Source organism: Singulisphaera rosea, assembly GCF_054877945.1.
This window is the reverse complement of sequence record NZ_JBTYIP020000035.1, coordinates 37,321-52,221: the sequence shown is the minus strand read 5'-3', so window position 1 is coordinate 52,221 and position 14,901 is coordinate 37,321. Positions and strand designations below refer to the sequence as shown.

9 protein-coding genes are annotated in these 14,901 nt (G+C 65.0%); 7 read left to right on the top strand and 2 right to left on the bottom strand.

Annotated features, from left to right (window positions below):
* Positions 1-19: 19 nt before the first annotated feature.
* On the bottom strand, positions 20-2,008 hold the full coding sequence (locus ACYOEI_RS35720; RefSeq protein ID WP_462855086.1) for a CRTAC1 family protein: 1,989 nt from the start codon (positions 2,006-2,008) through the stop codon (positions 20-22).
* A 506-nt stretch (positions 2,009-2,514) separates the two neighbouring features.
* On the opposite strand from ACYOEI_RS35720, the gene ACYOEI_RS35715 reads away from it, so the two are divergent.
* The 4 genes from ACYOEI_RS35715 (at position 2,515) to ACYOEI_RS35700 (ending at position 8,255) form a co-directional block, all read left to right on the top strand.
* Complete coding sequence (locus ACYOEI_RS35715; protein WP_462855084.1) at positions 2,515-2,820, top strand: hypothetical protein; 306 nt, start codon at positions 2,515-2,517, stop codon at positions 2,818-2,820.
* A 481-nt stretch (positions 2,821-3,301) separates the two neighbouring features.
* A complete protein-coding gene (gene selB / locus ACYOEI_RS35710) occupies positions 3,302-5,269 on the top strand; it encodes a selenocysteine-specific translation elongation factor (RefSeq protein ID WP_462855083.1) in 1,968 nt (655 codons plus the stop codon).
* 273 nt (positions 5,270-5,542) lie between these two features.
* Positions 5,543-7,132, top strand: coding sequence for a TolC family protein (locus tag ACYOEI_RS35705; RefSeq protein WP_462855082.1), 1,590 nt, complete (start codon positions 5,543-5,545; stop codon positions 7,130-7,132).
* A gap of 124 nt (positions 7,133-7,256) precedes the next feature.
* Positions 7,257-8,255 carry an amidohydrolase family protein gene (locus tag ACYOEI_RS35700; RefSeq protein ID WP_462855080.1) on the top strand — a complete coding sequence of 333 codons (999 nt, stop codon included), beginning with the start codon at positions 7,257-7,259 and terminating at the stop codon, positions 8,253-8,255.
* A 177-nt stretch (positions 8,256-8,432) separates the two neighbouring features.
* Here ACYOEI_RS35700 and ACYOEI_RS35695 read toward each other — a convergent pair whose 3' ends face one another.
* Positions 8,433-9,404, bottom strand: a complete 972-nt coding sequence (locus ACYOEI_RS35695) for a DUF1571 domain-containing protein (protein WP_462855079.1) — start codon at positions 9,402-9,404, stop codon at positions 8,433-8,435.
* A gap of 284 nt (positions 9,405-9,688) precedes the next feature.
* Between ACYOEI_RS35695 and thiC the strand changes: the two genes are divergently transcribed.
* From thiC to ACYOEI_RS35680, 3 genes are all read left to right on the top strand, one after another.
* Complete coding sequence (gene thiC / locus ACYOEI_RS35690; protein ID WP_462855145.1) at positions 9,689-11,092, top strand: phosphomethylpyrimidine synthase ThiC; 1,404 nt, start codon at positions 9,689-9,691, stop codon at positions 11,090-11,092.
* Between the two features lie 549 nt (positions 11,093-11,641).
* Complete coding sequence (locus tag ACYOEI_RS35685; protein ID WP_462855078.1) at positions 11,642-13,789, top strand: polymorphic toxin-type HINT domain-containing protein; 2,148 nt, start codon at positions 11,642-11,644, stop codon at positions 13,787-13,789.
* A 548-nt stretch (positions 13,790-14,337) separates the two neighbouring features.
* On the top strand, positions 14,338-14,697 hold the full coding sequence (locus ACYOEI_RS35680; protein ID WP_462855077.1) for a hypothetical protein: 360 nt from the start codon (positions 14,338-14,340) through the stop codon (positions 14,695-14,697).
* Positions 14,698-14,901: the final 204 nt, after the last annotated feature.

Below are 14,901 nucleotides of genomic sequence, written 5' to 3'. Positions count from 1 at the left end.
GTCGTTGACATCGATAACCTCACTTTTGATCGGCCGGCCAGCCGAGTCGGATGGTGTGCCAACCCGCCTTCATGTCGAACGTTTCCTGTCGCGTGTTGCCGTCCGGGTCCCGCCAACGAATCTCCACGGGTGCGTCGGTGATGGTGCCCAGTCCGATGTGGACATCCGGGGCCCGCTTCCCGGCGTATCCCGTCCCGCCGTCGATCTGGGCCACCCGCTTCCGTCCATCCGGCAGTCGGACGCTCACCACGGCCCCGACGGCCGGCCGCCCGGGAATCTCCTCGACGGGGTGACCGATGCCCGGCGTGACCTGCGTGGGCTGTCCTTTCTCGAGTGGGAGGAGGAGGTGAAGCCCGAGGAAGCGGCCGGGGTTGGGGGAATCGTTTTGGTAGAAGTAGGAGGGCTGCCATTGATTCGCGACCGCGAAGTCGAGCCGGCCGTCTCCGTCGACGTCCGCCAGGGAGATCCCCCGCGTCACCATCGCCTCGGACATGGACTGACCATCCTGCAACGTCATCTTGGGGGCCAGGTCGTAGTAACGGCCGTCGCTTGACCTGACGAAGAATGCAAATCGGTCCTGCCCGCTAACGTCATCGCCCGGTTGGATCCTCGGCCAGAATTTGGGGTTGTGCAACAGTTGATTGTTGCTGGTCCCGAGACTTTGCAGCTCGGGCCAACGGTTGGTCTTCCCTTTGATGAAGCCGTTCGCCTGGAGCGCTTCGAGCACGCCGTCGTTGTTCAAGTCCGCCAGCCGACAGTCCCACGACCAGCCGCTTCGCGAGAGGCCCAACTCCTCGCTGGCCTGACGGAACGGGGCGATCCCCTCTTTCATCCGCCCGGGGTGGCCGGTGTTCAGCCAGAGGAAATGGCTCTCGGTCAGGGCCCACCGGGATGTCAGGTTGCTCACGTAGATATCAAACAGCCCATCGCCGTTGATATCGCCGACGTCCACGCCCATGCCCTTGAACGAGTCGTGATTGATGACGCACGAGGCCGGGGTTTCCAGGCCACGCTCCCCTTGCAACGTGTCGAACTTAAAGTGGCCTGTCGTCGATCGGTTATATAACAGTCGATCGGGGCCGAAGTCGTTGGCGATGTAGACTTCGGGCAGCATGTCGCCATCGAGGTCGACCGGTCCGATCGCATAGCTCCAGCCGTGGGCGACGTCGTCCGCGATCACGTCCTTTTGAATCTCGAAACGGACCGTCGGATGCTCGCCCGAGGTTGCTCCCACGAATCGGAAGAATCGCAACCCGCCGCCGTTGCCGGACCTCGCGAGCGAGTCGTGCAGCGTCTCGAGCCCCTCGGCGTTCGGGTCGATCATCCTCGAGCCGTCGGGGAGGTAGTTGCCGAGGATCAGGTCGAGGTGACCGTTGCCGTCTAGGTCGGATGCGACCGCCGTCGAGGAGTACCAGCGGTCGGCCCCCTCGATCAATTCCTGCACCTCGAACCCGGCGGCCGAGGGGGGCGTCTTCGAATCGGCCGGCAGCTTTCGCAGATAGACGATCGGGCTTCGCCCCCAATAGACGACGAGCACGTCCATCAGGCCGTCTTCGTTCAGGTCGGCGATCAGCGAGGTCTGGGGGCACATCGTCGTCGGATTCCAGTTCCCGAACGACGTCCCCGGCTCGAGGGCGAACGTGTTGTAACGTGCCCCTGTCCCCGGCACCGGGCCGCAGTTCACCTTGTCCGTCCGAGGATCGACCCAGGCGACATCGTTCTGCCGACCATCGCCGTCGAGATCTCCCATCGCTACGCTCGCCCCGAGCGTCGACACATACGCCCGGATGTGCCGCACGCTGGGATGAACCTTGCGCACGTACTTGTAAGGGGGATGGTCGGGCACCTCGGGCAAAGGCGTCCGGATGAATCGAAAGTTGTTGACGGCCTTATCCGACTCGGTCTTGGACATGACCTGTTCTCGCGTCATCGCGTACAGGCCGGCGACAATCGCCACCGCCGCGAACAAGGCCGCTCGGTGTCGGACCGATCCAGGCGGTCGATTCATCCTTCGATTCCCCCTTCAAAAATCCGTGAAACGTTAGCCTGTCCGTGCGGAGTTGCCTCAGGAATCGACCGATCATTCGATCCCAACCCTGGGCCGTCTGCGCTCTTCGGAAAAAGCACTCTTTCCGCGTGAGTGGCGACGGTGTCTGCACATCGAAGCCGGGGAATCCCAAGCCCGGTGCGCCGCCGCGATCGAGTTTCGTCGGCGATTGCGACGATCCGAAGCAGACCGCTTTCACGGTTGGCCCGAAGGCCATCGACGGGAACGGATGTCCGAATCGCTCCATCGCCCCGATCGGAATCCTGCCACTGAGCGCACTGGGCACCGGATCGCCGGGGTGACGATGCGAGCCCTTGCGCTCACGTGATTGGGCTGGCCGATCACACGATCAGGACGCGGGATGACCGCCGAGCTGTCGAGGTGGGTGGAAGATTGAGGAAGGACGATTGATAGGACTGAAGCATGCGTCCTCGCCCGAGCGGGCATGCGAACCTGGATCCGCGAGGATGGGAGCACGGAAGGACATGGCCCAATGGCCTTCTCCGACCTCGATCATGACGAGAGGGACGCTCGATGGTGGGACGCCCGGGTTCCCGGAGCAAAGCACCCCGGAACAGGGCGTCCGCCGAGTCGGCGGCACTTCACCGAGGGGTGGAAGTGCCGACCTGTCCAGGTTCGTGGGAGCAAGGGTCGACGGTTCGGCGCCCCCCTGCGTCTGCAAGGTCACGGAATGCCCGGAACAACCCGCCCTGGCCTCGGACGCAGGGGCGCAGAACAGCACACAGAGCGAGAGGATCGCCCCGAGCGTCTGAGCCACCCTGGTTCCTTGGACCGAGGATTGCATGACTGCACCAGATTGATACGGACTGCTTGCGAGAGATTGGAGACGCGAGATTGGGAGAAGGCCTCTGCAATCGATCGAGTCGATTCTCTAACCAACTTACTCGAAGAAATGACCGCGATCAAGGAGCTTCGACAAGCAAAATGATTCGAACCGGACCCGTGACGGACGAGCGAACCCATCAGTCTCCAAAGGAGCAGGCTGCGTCGTGAGGAAGGCGTGTGCCGCCCCAACCAATCAAGCATCCGTTGGCTCAGGGGTTTGCGCCGGCTCCGGGTGGGGGCCGACAGGGGGCGACTGTCTTTTTGGGAGTTTAATTTTGTTGAATTATCGATAATTATGACAATTTACAAATTTATATAGAATGGTTTGGTCGTCTCGTGCGGGCCCCTCCGGCTTCATGCTAGACTGAGCCTGCGGAATGCGTGGTGCACCGGGACAGGATCCGCAAAATGATCGGACATCGCGACCTCGTGCTCGGGACGGCCGGGCATATCGACCACGGCAAGACGGCGCTGGTGCGCGCCTTGACGGGTGTCGATACGGACCGCCTCCCGGCCGAGAAGCAACGAGGGATCACGATTGACCTGGGATTCGCGACGCTCGACCTGGGGGGGAACCACCTGGCGTTGATCGACGTCCCGGGGCACGAGCGGTTCATCCGGAACATGCTCGCGGGGGCGACCGGCCTGGACCTGGTGCTCCTGGTGGTCGCCGCCGACGATTCGGTGATGCCGCAAACTCGAGAGCACCTGGAGATCCTCCGGTTGCTCGGCCTGTCGGGGGGCGTGATCGCGTTGACCAAGTGTGATTTGGTGGACTCCGGCTGGCTCGAGATGGTCGAGGAAGAGGTCCGTGGCCTGGTCGCCGGGACGTTTCTTGAGGGCGCCGCGATCGTCAGGACGTCGGCGCCCACGGGCCAGGGGATCGAGGAGTTGAAGCAGGCCCTGGGGCGACTGGCCGACGAGACTCCCGCTCGGAGCGACCCGGGGCTCTTCCGGATGGCGATCGACCGCGTCTTCACCCTGGCGGGACACGGGACGGTCGTGACCGGCACTGTCGCGTCGGGAAGCGTAGCCGTCGGCGATGACCTCGAGTGGTTCCCCGAAGGGCGGGAGGTCCGAGTCCGCAGCCTCCATCGGCACAATCAGCCGGTCGACCGAGTCGGTCGAGGAGCACGCGCGGCGATCAATCTCGTCGGGGTTCACCACGCCGAGGTAAGTCGCGGTCATGAGTTGGGAGCCCGGGGCTATTTGAAGGCGTCCCGGATCCTCTCCGTCGAGGTCGGGGCTGCGCACGACGCCCAGCGGCCTTTCCGGCATCGAGAACGCTATCGCCTGCACGTCGGGACCGCCGAGGTCACGGCGACGTTGTCGCTGCTGGAGGGCAACACGTTGGGTCCGGGCGACGCGCCGGCGCTGGGACAACTGTTCCTGGCCGAGCCCGTGGCCGTGGTCCACGGACAGCCGTTCGTGCTCCGACAGGAGAGCCCGCCCGCCACCCTTGGCGGCGGCCAGGTTCTCCAGCCGACGGCTCGCCGACTCCGTCGCCAGAACGAGTCGGCCATCACGCGACTGGGGCGCCTTCGCTCGACCGATCCGATCGAGAGTGTTGCGGCCTCGCTGGCGTTTCGCGGACTGATCCCCTGGGCCGAGACCGATCTGTGTCGCGAAGCCGGATTGCCCCTGAGTGAGGTCTCCGACGCCGTCGACTCCCTTTCGACGTCGGGCAGACTGGTTGAGTTGCCCCTCGGCCCTCGACGATCGGTCCGAGTCCCGGCCGAAATCGCCGCCGAGTTGGAGAACCGAGTCACGAAGGCTTTGGCTCGTCTCCATGCGTCGAAGCCGCGTCAGACCGCGGTCAGCCGCGACCACCTGGTCGCCCTCTTGCCTGACATCGCGAACGACGTGCTGATCGGTGGGTTGATTCGTCGGCTTCAAGCCAAGGGGGAGGTTGTCTGCGAGGGCCGGTCGATCGCCTTACGGGGTCATAAGTCGAAACTGAGTCATGGAGAACAACGACTTAAAGCCGAAATCGCGTCCGCATACCGGGCAGGGGGACTGATGCCCCCCGATGCCGCCGCAGTCGCCACACTGGCCGGCCCTCGCGTCGCGGTTGTCCCGGAGTTGCTGAGCCTTCTCATCGATGAGGGAGAGCTCGTCGACCTCGGCGGGGGTCTCTTCCTCGGTCGTGATGCCGAAACGGAGATGCGGCGACGTGTCATCGGTCGGTTGTCGGATGGCTCTCTGATGACGATGTCCGAACTTCGAGACCTCCTGGGCGCGACCCGTAAATACGCGGTGCCTTTCGGCGAGTATCTCGACCGCGCGGGCGTCACGATTCGCGAGGGGGATGTCCGGCGACTCAATCCAAACGTCAGACCTTCGCCTGACTTGCGGGAAGAGCAGATCCTGTCCTGAGCAACTCTCCGAGACGTAACTCCGCCGTTCCAAACGCCCCTGAGTGGATCGGAGCCAGAGGGGCTTGCGCCGGGGTCCCCTCGATTCGAGATCTGTGCCGAGCCCCCAGGACCTTCGCGGTATCGCCCAGAATCCCACTTCGCTGAAAACTTCGCCAAGTTCCGCGGCTTCTTTGGACGAATGAGAGAAGGAACGGGTTTTCACGAACCCGGAAGGGACGGCGGGAGGGCCGGCCCTCTTTTTGGAATTGGCCTAGGAAGGGCGGACGTCGACATGGTCTCTCCACGTCGTGGGTGCGCGCCCCTGCTCTTGGGGCTCGTCGTTTGGGGATTCGCCCAGGGCAGGGCCAACGGCCAGGGGCCGACGGTGGCGCCGCCGGACTCGGCGCGAGTCCCGGACTCGACGAGCCTGGGTCCAGTACCGGGCTCGGGCGGGAGCCGTGGCGGTGCGCCGGCCGATGTCTCGATCATCCTCGGTGGACGTCCGGGACCATCCGTCCCTCGCGTGCCGACTGGGGTGAGCCGGCCGGGGCCGGGGATAGGCATGGGGCCTTCGCAAGGAGTGACCTTGCCGAAGACGGTCGCCTTCACCGAGGTCCCGATCTACGGGTCGCTCTCGGTCCCCGGGGGCGGAGGTGTCGACGATGGTCCGCCGAACGGCCTCACCTTCGACATGGCCGTCGAGCGACTGGTCCGCGAAAACCTCGATCTCCGGGCCCTCGCGCACGAAGTCCCCAAAGCCCGCGCCGATATCTTAACGGCCGGCCTCCGGGCGAACCCGATCTTCTACGCCGACTCGCAGCTCATCCCCTACGGAGACTATTCCAAGTCCCGTCCGGGGGGGCCGGTGCAGTATGATGTCAACATCAGTCATCCGATCGACATTTCACGCAAACGTCGGGCGCGAATGGCGGTGGCTTGCCAAGCGAAACACGTGATCGAGGCGCAATACCAGGACGCCGTTCGGCTCCAGATCGAGAGCCTTGGGGCCGCGTACGTCGAAGCCCTTGGGGCGCGCGAGACCCTGAGGTACGCCAAGGCCAGCGCTTCGGGCCTCGACCAGTTGCTCGACAAGACCCAGAAGTTGCTTAAGGGGGGAGAGAAGACGCGAGGGGATGTCGAGCGAATCCGCGTCCAGCGCGATTCCGCCCGGATCGGACAGTCGGACGCCGAGGAGGCCCTCCGGGCCGCGCTACGTCGGCTCGCACCGCTGCTCGGCATCAACCCGCTCGAGGCCGAGAACCTCGAGCTCCGCGGGACGATCGACGACCTCGCGCCCTCGCCCCCGTCGAGCAACGAGCTCGTGCAGATCGCGATGAACGCCCGGTCCGACATCATCGCGCTCCGGCTCGGGACCCGGTTGGCCGAGGCCGACGTGAGGCTTGCTCGGGCCGAGCGGTTCCAGGATGTGTACGTCCTCTACCAGCCCTACACCTTCCAGAACAACGCGCCGTTCCACACCCAGAGCGCCCACTCCTGGGCGCTCGGCGTGACGGTCCCATTGCCGCTCTACAACCGGAACCAGGGCAATATCCAACGTGCTCATGTGAACGTCGCGCAGACGAAGACCCAACTCGCCTCGGCGGAGCTCAAGGTCCTCACCGAGGTCCGCCAGACGGAACGCGAGTATCACGTCTCGAAGGCGGCCGTCGATCACATCGAGAAGGACCTCCTCCCCGGCGCCCGTCGGATCCGCGACGAGACCTCCCGGCGCTACAGCCAGGGCGAAGCCGGCCTGGTCGACTTCCTCCTCGCCCAGCGCGACTACAACGAGATTGTCCGCCAGTATCGCGACACCCAGGTCCGCCACCGCCGGAGCATGTTCGCCCTGAACACCGCCGTCGGCCAACGCCTCCTCCCCTGACGATCGAGCCGCAAGGCGTCACCCCCCCCAAAGGCTACCCCTTCCGCTCCGTGAGGATCGTGGTAGAGTCGCCCGAGGTTCACTTGGCGTCTCCCCCTCGATCCAATGTGCAGGTGGGTTTGATATGGGTACGACACGTCGCGACTTCGTCCGGGTGATGACCGGCACCGTTCTGGCCGCGGGGAATTGTCCTTCGGGCTTCGCCAATGGCGCGGAAGCGACCGACGCCGCTGCGCTACCGATCGTGGACACGCATCAGCACCTTTGGGACCTCTCCAAGTTCCAACTCGCCTGGCTCGATGGCGCAACGGGTGTCCTCAAGAAGAGCTATCAGACCAAGGAGTACCGCGAGGCCACCGAGGGCCTGAACGTCGTCAAGGCCGTGTACATGGAGGTCGACGTCGTCCCCCGCCAGCACGTCGCCGAGGCCGAGGACATCGTCGCCCTCTGTCGGTCCGGTTCGGCCCCGACCGTGGCCGCCGTCATCGGCGGGCGTCCCGCCTCCCCCGACTTCGCCGCCTATGTCGCCCGCTTCCGGAACACACCGTCCGTCAAAGGGGTCCGGCAGGTCCTCCAGGGCTCCGAGATCAAGCCCGGCTACTGCCTCCAGCCCGAGTTCGTCAAGGGCATCCGGCGACTCGGCGAAGCCGGGCTCTGCTTCGACCTCTGCATGGGCCCCGACGAGTTGTCCGACGGTTTGAAATTGGCCACGCTTTGCCCGGGGACCCGATTCGTCCTCGATCACTGCGGCAATGCCGACCCGAAGGTCTTCCGCAAAGGCCCCGCGAACGGCGACAAACCTCCCGGACATGACCCCGAGGCCTGGAAACGCAGCATCGTGAAGCTGTCGGGGCTGAGCAACGTCATCTGCAAAATCTCGGGGATCGTCGCCTCCGCCCCGAAGGATTGGACTCCCTCCGACCTCGCGCCGATCGTCAACCACTGCCTCGACTCGTTCGGCCCCGACCGCGTCGTCTTCGGCGGCGACTGGCCCGTCTGCCTCCTCGGCGCCTCCTATCGGCAGTGGGTTGAGGCTCTACGGACGATTGTCTCCGAACGCCCCTTGGAGGACCGTCGGAAGCTCTGGTCGGGGAATGCGCTGAAGTTCTACGGCCTGAGTTGAGGGCGATCGAACTCAATTCCGTCTACCCGGCGAGCCTCGCAACAGCCGGGTAGGCGGGGCACTCCTGCCCCGCTTTTGTGGGCCAAGTCTCAGAGAGTCGCCCAAGTCCAACCGCATGTATATTGGATTACGCCTTGGATATATTATGTATCGATAGGTGCTGGTGTGGCTGTGGGGTTAATACCTGTGGAAGGCGTAGGCGGGATTTGCCGGGTCGAAGTCGAGGGCGGAGAGGGGGGCGTTGAGGTTGAGGTCGTCGTAGGCGTAGCGCTCGGCGAGGAGGAGGTCGCCCTTGTGGCCTTCTTCGGGCCAGTCGTAGTTGCTGATGTGGAGAGGGATGCGAGTCTCGGGGTCGTAAAGGACTTCGACGCGGGTGAAGGGGCGGGCGGAGGCCTTGTGGGGGTGGACGTGGACGGAGCGGAGCCAGTGGCGGCCGGTGCTGTCGGTGGTCTTGTCGAGGATCGTGACGGCGTCGGGGTCGGTGAGGTCGAGGCGGCGGAAGCTGAGGAGCTTGGCGGTCAGGCTGCTCAGGCCGGCCTCGGTGATGGCGTGTCGAGTCTCGGCCAGGGCGAGGGGATGGTCGGGGGGGACGGCGAGTCGGGGGACCAACCAACGCGCGACGCCCGTCGAGTGGGCGATCACCTTGTTCTCGCGATGGCCCTCGGCATAGACGACTTCCTTGCCCGGATGCGGGGCGAGGAATTTGAGGTAGACCGCGAACGGACGCTGGCGAACCTTCATCGCGATGGTCTGGTCGGGGCCCAGGACACCTTTCAGACGCTCTTGCTTGTGGAACGTCGCGGTGTAGCCGTCCACCGCGTCGAGACGCTTGGCGACGACCAGGAGCATGTCGAGCAACAACTGGTTCGCGGGGGCCCCTTCGAGTCGTCCTTCCGGCCAGGGGGGGACGACTTCGGGACGGGCGTCGAACTCCGGCTTCGAGGTCGGCGTCGGCGTTGCGGGGGGCTTGTTGGGAGCACGATCAAGGGCCGCGACCGCGTTCGACGACTTGGGGCGGACCTCCTCGAGCGGCTCCGTGAACCACCAGCTCAAGGCCGAGACGCCCGCGATCGGCACGACCACGACCAGTGCCCATGACCAACGCCCGAGACGCGACGAAAACCCGGATGGCACGAGGTTCGCGACCATGCAAACAGCTCCGTTTTTCGCCGAATCTGCCGTCGGGTTGGAGAACGACGAGGAGGGAAATTGGTCAGGTCGGGGCGCACGCGAACGAGGTCTCTAGAGTGTGTGCGAAAAAACCACGATCGTCAACCGATCATGCGAGAAAGCCGATGGGATCGGGGACACCTGTGGGAGTTAGGGGCCTTGCGACGCGCGGGCGCGACCCGCGGTGAATTGACCGGGGACGGGGCGCCCGTCTACGATGGGGCCTGCCCGACGGTGAAGGGCGAGGCCCGCGGTCCAGCACGATTTTTGCTGTCGAGAAGGGCGCACTCGACCGGCCCTCGGAGGAGGCAACTCGCAACATGACTCAGATCGAACTGGCCCGACAGGGGATCGTCTCGCCCGAGATGGAATTCGTCGCCCGCCGCGAGGGGCTCGAGCCCGAGCTCGTCCGGTCCGAGGTCGCACGGGGGCGGATGGTGATCCCCGCCAACGTCGCCCACCTCAAGCTCGGGCTGGAGCCGATGGGCATCGGGATCAAGGCCAAGTGCAAGATCAACGCGAACATCGGTAACTCGGCCGTCACCTCCGACATCGACAACGAACTCGCCAAGCTCAAGCTGGCCGTCGAGCTCGGCTCCGACACCGTGATGGACCTCTCCACCGGCGGCAATATCGACGCGATCCGCCAGGCTATCATCGCCGCCAGCCCCGTGCCGATCGGCACGGTCCCGATGTACCAGGCCATCCAGCGCGTCAAGCAAGTCGAGGACCTCTCCGAGCAGGACCTGCTCGACATCGTCGAGCACCAGGCGAAGCAGGGGGTCGACTACATGACCCTCCACGCCGGGATCCTCCGCGAGTACATCCCCCTGACCGCGAATCGCGTGACCGGCATCGTCTCGCGTGGCGGCTCGCTGATCGCCCAGTGGATGTTCGCCCACAAGAAGGAGAATCCGCTCTACACCCGGTTCGACGACCTCTGCGACATCATGCGGCAGTACGACGTGACCTGGAGCCTGGGGGACAGCCTCCGCCCCGGCTCGCTCGCGGACGCCTCCGATGCCGCTCAATTTGCCGAGCTCAAGACGCTGGGCGAGCTGACCCGACGCGCCTGGAGCCGAGGGTGCCAGGTCATGGTCGAAGGTCCGGGGCACATCCCCATGGACCAGATCGCCATGAACATGGAGAAGCAGGCCGTCGAGTGCAACGAGGCCCCGTTCTACGTGCTCGGCCCCCTCGTCACCGACATCGCGCCGGGCTACGACCACATCACCTCGGCGATCGGCGCCGCCCTCGCCGGTTGGCATGGCGCGAGCATGCTCTGCTACGTCACCCCGAAGGAGCACCTCGGCTTGCCCGAGGTCGAGGACGTCCGCCAGGGGGTGATCGCCTACAAGATCGCCGCCCACGCCGCCGACCTTGCCCGCCATCGCCCAGGAGCCCGCGACCGCGACGACGCCCTCAGCCGTGCCCGCTACGCCTTCGACTGGGAGAAGCAATTCGCCCTGTCGCTCGACCCCGAGACCGCGCGTCGGATGCACGACGAGACCCTGCCGCAGGACGCCTTCAAGACCGCGGCCTTCTGCAGCATGTGCGGCCCCAAGTTCTGCTCGATGCGGATCACCGAAGACCTCCGCAAGCACGCCGCCGAGGCCGCCGCTCTCGTGCAGCTCGGCGAACCGCAGACGGCCAACGTGGGGGGCTGACCCCTCTCGCACCTCCGCACTTCCCGAAACCTTGTCCGGGCCCGGCCATTGCGCCGGGCCCGGTCGTTTGACGAAGCACATTCCACAACACTTCGCTGGGCCTTCGATCGTCGGTCGGGCACTCCCGGTGGCGGATCGGTGGGCGATGCCCACCCTACGGGGAATGCACATGCTTTCTTGTAGGGTGGGCATTGCCCACCAGGGCTGCCGCTGGCCGTGTCTCGGAACTCTGTCCGACCCGACGGGGCCTCATTCCTCACGTTCTGAACGTCAAAAAGAGTTTGCGATGTCTCGAGGCGCAACCTCTTTACTGTCAGGGTTTTGCCCTGATCGCTCGGGATCGATGGTCGGAGGGTGTGAGTGTCACTCACATACCGTGAGGGGGCGGCTTGCCTCGAGACGGGCCGCGCCCCATGATCGTTAGGAGCGAGGGTGACTTCGGTCGGTCGCCCTACTCCGGATGGCCTGGCCGATGGGTCGACGGCCAAGGAGTGTCGGGGCGTCGAGTCCGAATTGACTCTAGCCCCACCGGATGATCGGAGGATTGCCGTGCCTGCTCTCCTGTTGCTGGCAATGTCCTTGACATTGGCCGACTCTCCGTCCCCCGAGGATGTGAAAGTCTACGAGGCGGCGAATGCGAACGTGGGACGCGACTCGGACGCCCACGTCCGGCTCGCGCTCTGGTGCGAGTCGCACGGGCTGAAGGCCGAGAAGCTGAAACACCTCGCGGTTGCGGTGCTCTCGAACCCTTCGAACGCCACGGCGCGGGGGCTGCTCGGACTCGTCTCCTATCAGGGGAAGTGGCAGCGACCCGAGGTCGTCAGCGATCGCTTAAATGGCGACCAGGAGTTCAATCTGCTCCGCGGGAAGTACCAGGAGAAGCGGGCCAAGACTCCCGACTCGGCCGAGGCGCAGTGGAAGCTTGCCATGTGGTGCGAGGAGAACGGGCTAAAGGAGGCGGCGGTGGCCCACTTGCGGGCGGTCCTCCGGCTCGACCCCGGTCGAGAGTCGGCCTTGAAGCATATGGGGCTGAAGAAACATCGCGGGCGTTGGTTGACCGAGGAGCAGGTCGTCGAGTGGGATCGTGAAACCGAGGCGCAGAAGAAGGCCGACCAGCATTGGCGCCCGCTCTTCGAAAAGTGGCGCGGATGGCTCGGGCATAAGTCGAAGCGGGCCTCCGCCGAGCAAGCCCTGATCGATGTCACGGACCCTCGCGCGGTTCCCATGGTCTGGGCGGTCTTTGGGAATGGCGATGGGGCGTTGCAGGTCGTGGCAGCCCGTACGCTCGCCCAGATCGATTCCCCGTCGGCCTCGCGGGCCTTGACGAACCTTGCCGTCTTCGGCAAGTCGGGCGAGGCCCGACGCATCGCCCTCGAGTCGCTCCGGCGTCGGGACGCTCGCGAGTTCGCCGAGATCCTCGTCGGGTTGCTCCGCGAGCCCATCAAGTACAACGTTCACCGGTCGGAGGGGCCGGGCTCGGCGGGTGAGCTCACGGTCGAGGGTGAGAAACGCAACGTCACGCGACGATATACCCCGCCGCCGCCTCCCCAACTCGAGCCCGGCGATCAGATCGTCTTCGACGAGTCCGGGATGGCGTATGCGAAGAGGACGCTCGGATACTTCCAGGTTCCGTGGCTTCAACCGGGTACACTGACTTCGGCTCCGGTCCAGGCCGCGGAATCGAAGCACATCGCGCAAACGCTGAACAAAGCTGGGCTCGGCTCGTCGGTGGCCCATCAATTGGGAAACACGATCGCGAAGAATCAGGCAGAGCAATTAGCGACCCTAGGCACGCTACCGTATTCGGTAGGCAATGCATTCGGGGCGCAGAATCAAGCCGCAAACCCATGGCAATATGCCGTGGTTATGCCTTATGAGGCGACCATCCCCATCGGGCAGATGAACTCCGATGCCGAGCGGGCTGCCCAAGTGGCCCAATGGCAGTTGTCGAGCGATGTCGAGCGGATCGAACGCGCCAACGAACCGATCCTGCGGATCAACGCGAGGGCCCATGACGTCCTGGTCGCGGTTGCCGAGAAAGACCTTGGCGAGGACCGCACGACCTGGGAGAAATGGTTGAACGACCTTCGCGGCTCGGCCTTCGTGCCGCAGAAAGCGTCGCAGCAGAAGGACTCCGTCGTCGAGGACGTTCCCCTCGACTACCAACCCCAGGCGATGCCCGTCACCTTTGGCGCCGGTCAAGCCACGGTCGTCGCTTTTCACCATGCCTGCTTCGCCAAGGGGACTTCGGTCCGGGCCCTTGATGGAGCCAAGCCGATCGAGGATGTCCTCGTCGGGGATTCCATCCTGACACAAGACCCCAAGTCGGGACTTCTGCGTTACCAGTCGGTTGTGGCTGTCTACCACAACCCCCCCAATCAGACGTTGCGGGTTCGGCTCGACGGTGAGTCGGTTGTCGCGACGGGGATCCATCGCTTCTGGAAGGCCGGACAGGGTTGGACCATGGCACGGGACCTGAAGCCGGGCGACCCGATCCGGACGCTCGGCGGCGTGGCCCTCGTCGAGTCGGTCGCGGAGGACGCGGTCCAACCCGTCTTCAACCTCGAGGTTGCCTCCGGCAGCAGCTTCTTCGTCGGGTCGCAGGGCCTACTCGTGCACGACAATACCCTGGTCGAGCCGGTGACGGCTCCCTTTGATGCACCCCTCGCCGCCGCGGCGGGGGCCGCTGCGAAGTGAACCGACCCCTGGGCCAGTCGTCACCAACCCTCGGAGCCGACGAGGGGAGGGAAGTCTGGCTGTCCGGACGGTTCTCGGTCGGTTTCGAAATTTAAGTAGATTATTATTAAAATAATTTAAATAGATAAGCAGGGTTTTCGTCCTGCCGCCAAGGGGATGTCGTCACGACTCTCGGCCGAACGAGCGATCCGGAGGCAAAGGAGGGGGTGGCGGCATCCCCGGTCGGGACCCTCGGTCAGGTCTCAAAATGAGGTGGCATGTCGAGAGGATCGGGTGGGAGGAGGTTGCCACCCCATCGTCGTGGACGTGTGATACACTTCCGCGGAGGTGGCATGATGTGGCGAACTCGAGCCTTCTTCGATCGATTGCGATGGTTTGGCCAGTCCCCGAGGCCTCGCGGCTCGATCGCTAGGGATCGGGTCCTCACGCCGATGGCCGAGCCTTGTGAGGGACGGTGCCCCCCGAGTGCGGGCGGCCTCCGTGGTCATGCTCACGTCCATCAATCGCCGACCGCGGACACCCAGGTCGCGCAAGGGCGAGCGAATCCTTTGGCGCCTTATCGGGTCTTCGTCGCCACGATCAAGCAGGGGCCGGACGCGGGCGTGACGCTCCGGGGCCCGCTGGTGCTGGGCGTCTCGGGACGCATCCAGGTCACGGGATATTTCTTCCCCCAGCGTGGGCCGGTCGTCAACGTCGTGGGCACGGTGTACGGCGGGGCGGTCGCGCTCCGTTTCGACCTACCCGGCGGGAGTGCCCTCGAGGTCGCCGGGAGCGGGCAGTTGCGTGGGGTCCGCGGAGGCTTGCCGGGAGGCCAGAGCCTGGTCGGTTCCGGCAACATCTCCGGGCCATTGAACAATGATTCGGGGACGTGGGTGACCTTCGCCGCGTCGCGCGTCGGGTCGATCTGACGAGATCCGCGCCCCGAACGGCTGTCGGTATCGGGCAGTCGGGGCATTCGGATTCGTTGATGTTTGGGCGAAGAGGGCTTTGGGATGCCCTCGGTTCAACTGTCGTGAGGTGGTGAGAAGGACGACGGTGGGGGGGAACTCTGAGGTTGTGTGTCCTTCAAGCCGAAGGGAGGGGACGGGTTCGTCACCCGTCGACAATCTCCC

Coding starts and splice junctions, on each gene's coding strand:
- ACYOEI_RS35715 (WP_462855084.1), top strand. CDS start 2,515: ATGGGAGCACGGAAGGACATGGCCCAATGGCCTTCTCCGACCTCGATC.
- selB (WP_462855083.1), top strand. CDS start 3,302: ATGATCGGACATCGCGACCTCGTGCTCGGGACGGCCGGGCATATCGAC.
- ACYOEI_RS35695 (WP_462855079.1), bottom strand. CDS start 9,404: ATGGTCGCGAACCTCGTGCCATCCGGGTTTTCGTCGCGTCTCGGGCGT.
- ACYOEI_RS35705 (WP_462855082.1), top strand. CDS start 5,543: ATGGTCTCTCCACGTCGTGGGTGCGCGCCCCTGCTCTTGGGGCTCGTC.
- ACYOEI_RS35700 (WP_462855080.1), top strand. CDS start 7,257: ATGGGTACGACACGTCGCGACTTCGTCCGGGTGATGACCGGCACCGTT.
- ACYOEI_RS35720 (WP_462855086.1), bottom strand. CDS start 2,008: ATGAATCGACCGCCTGGATCGGTCCGACACCGAGCGGCCTTGTTCGCG.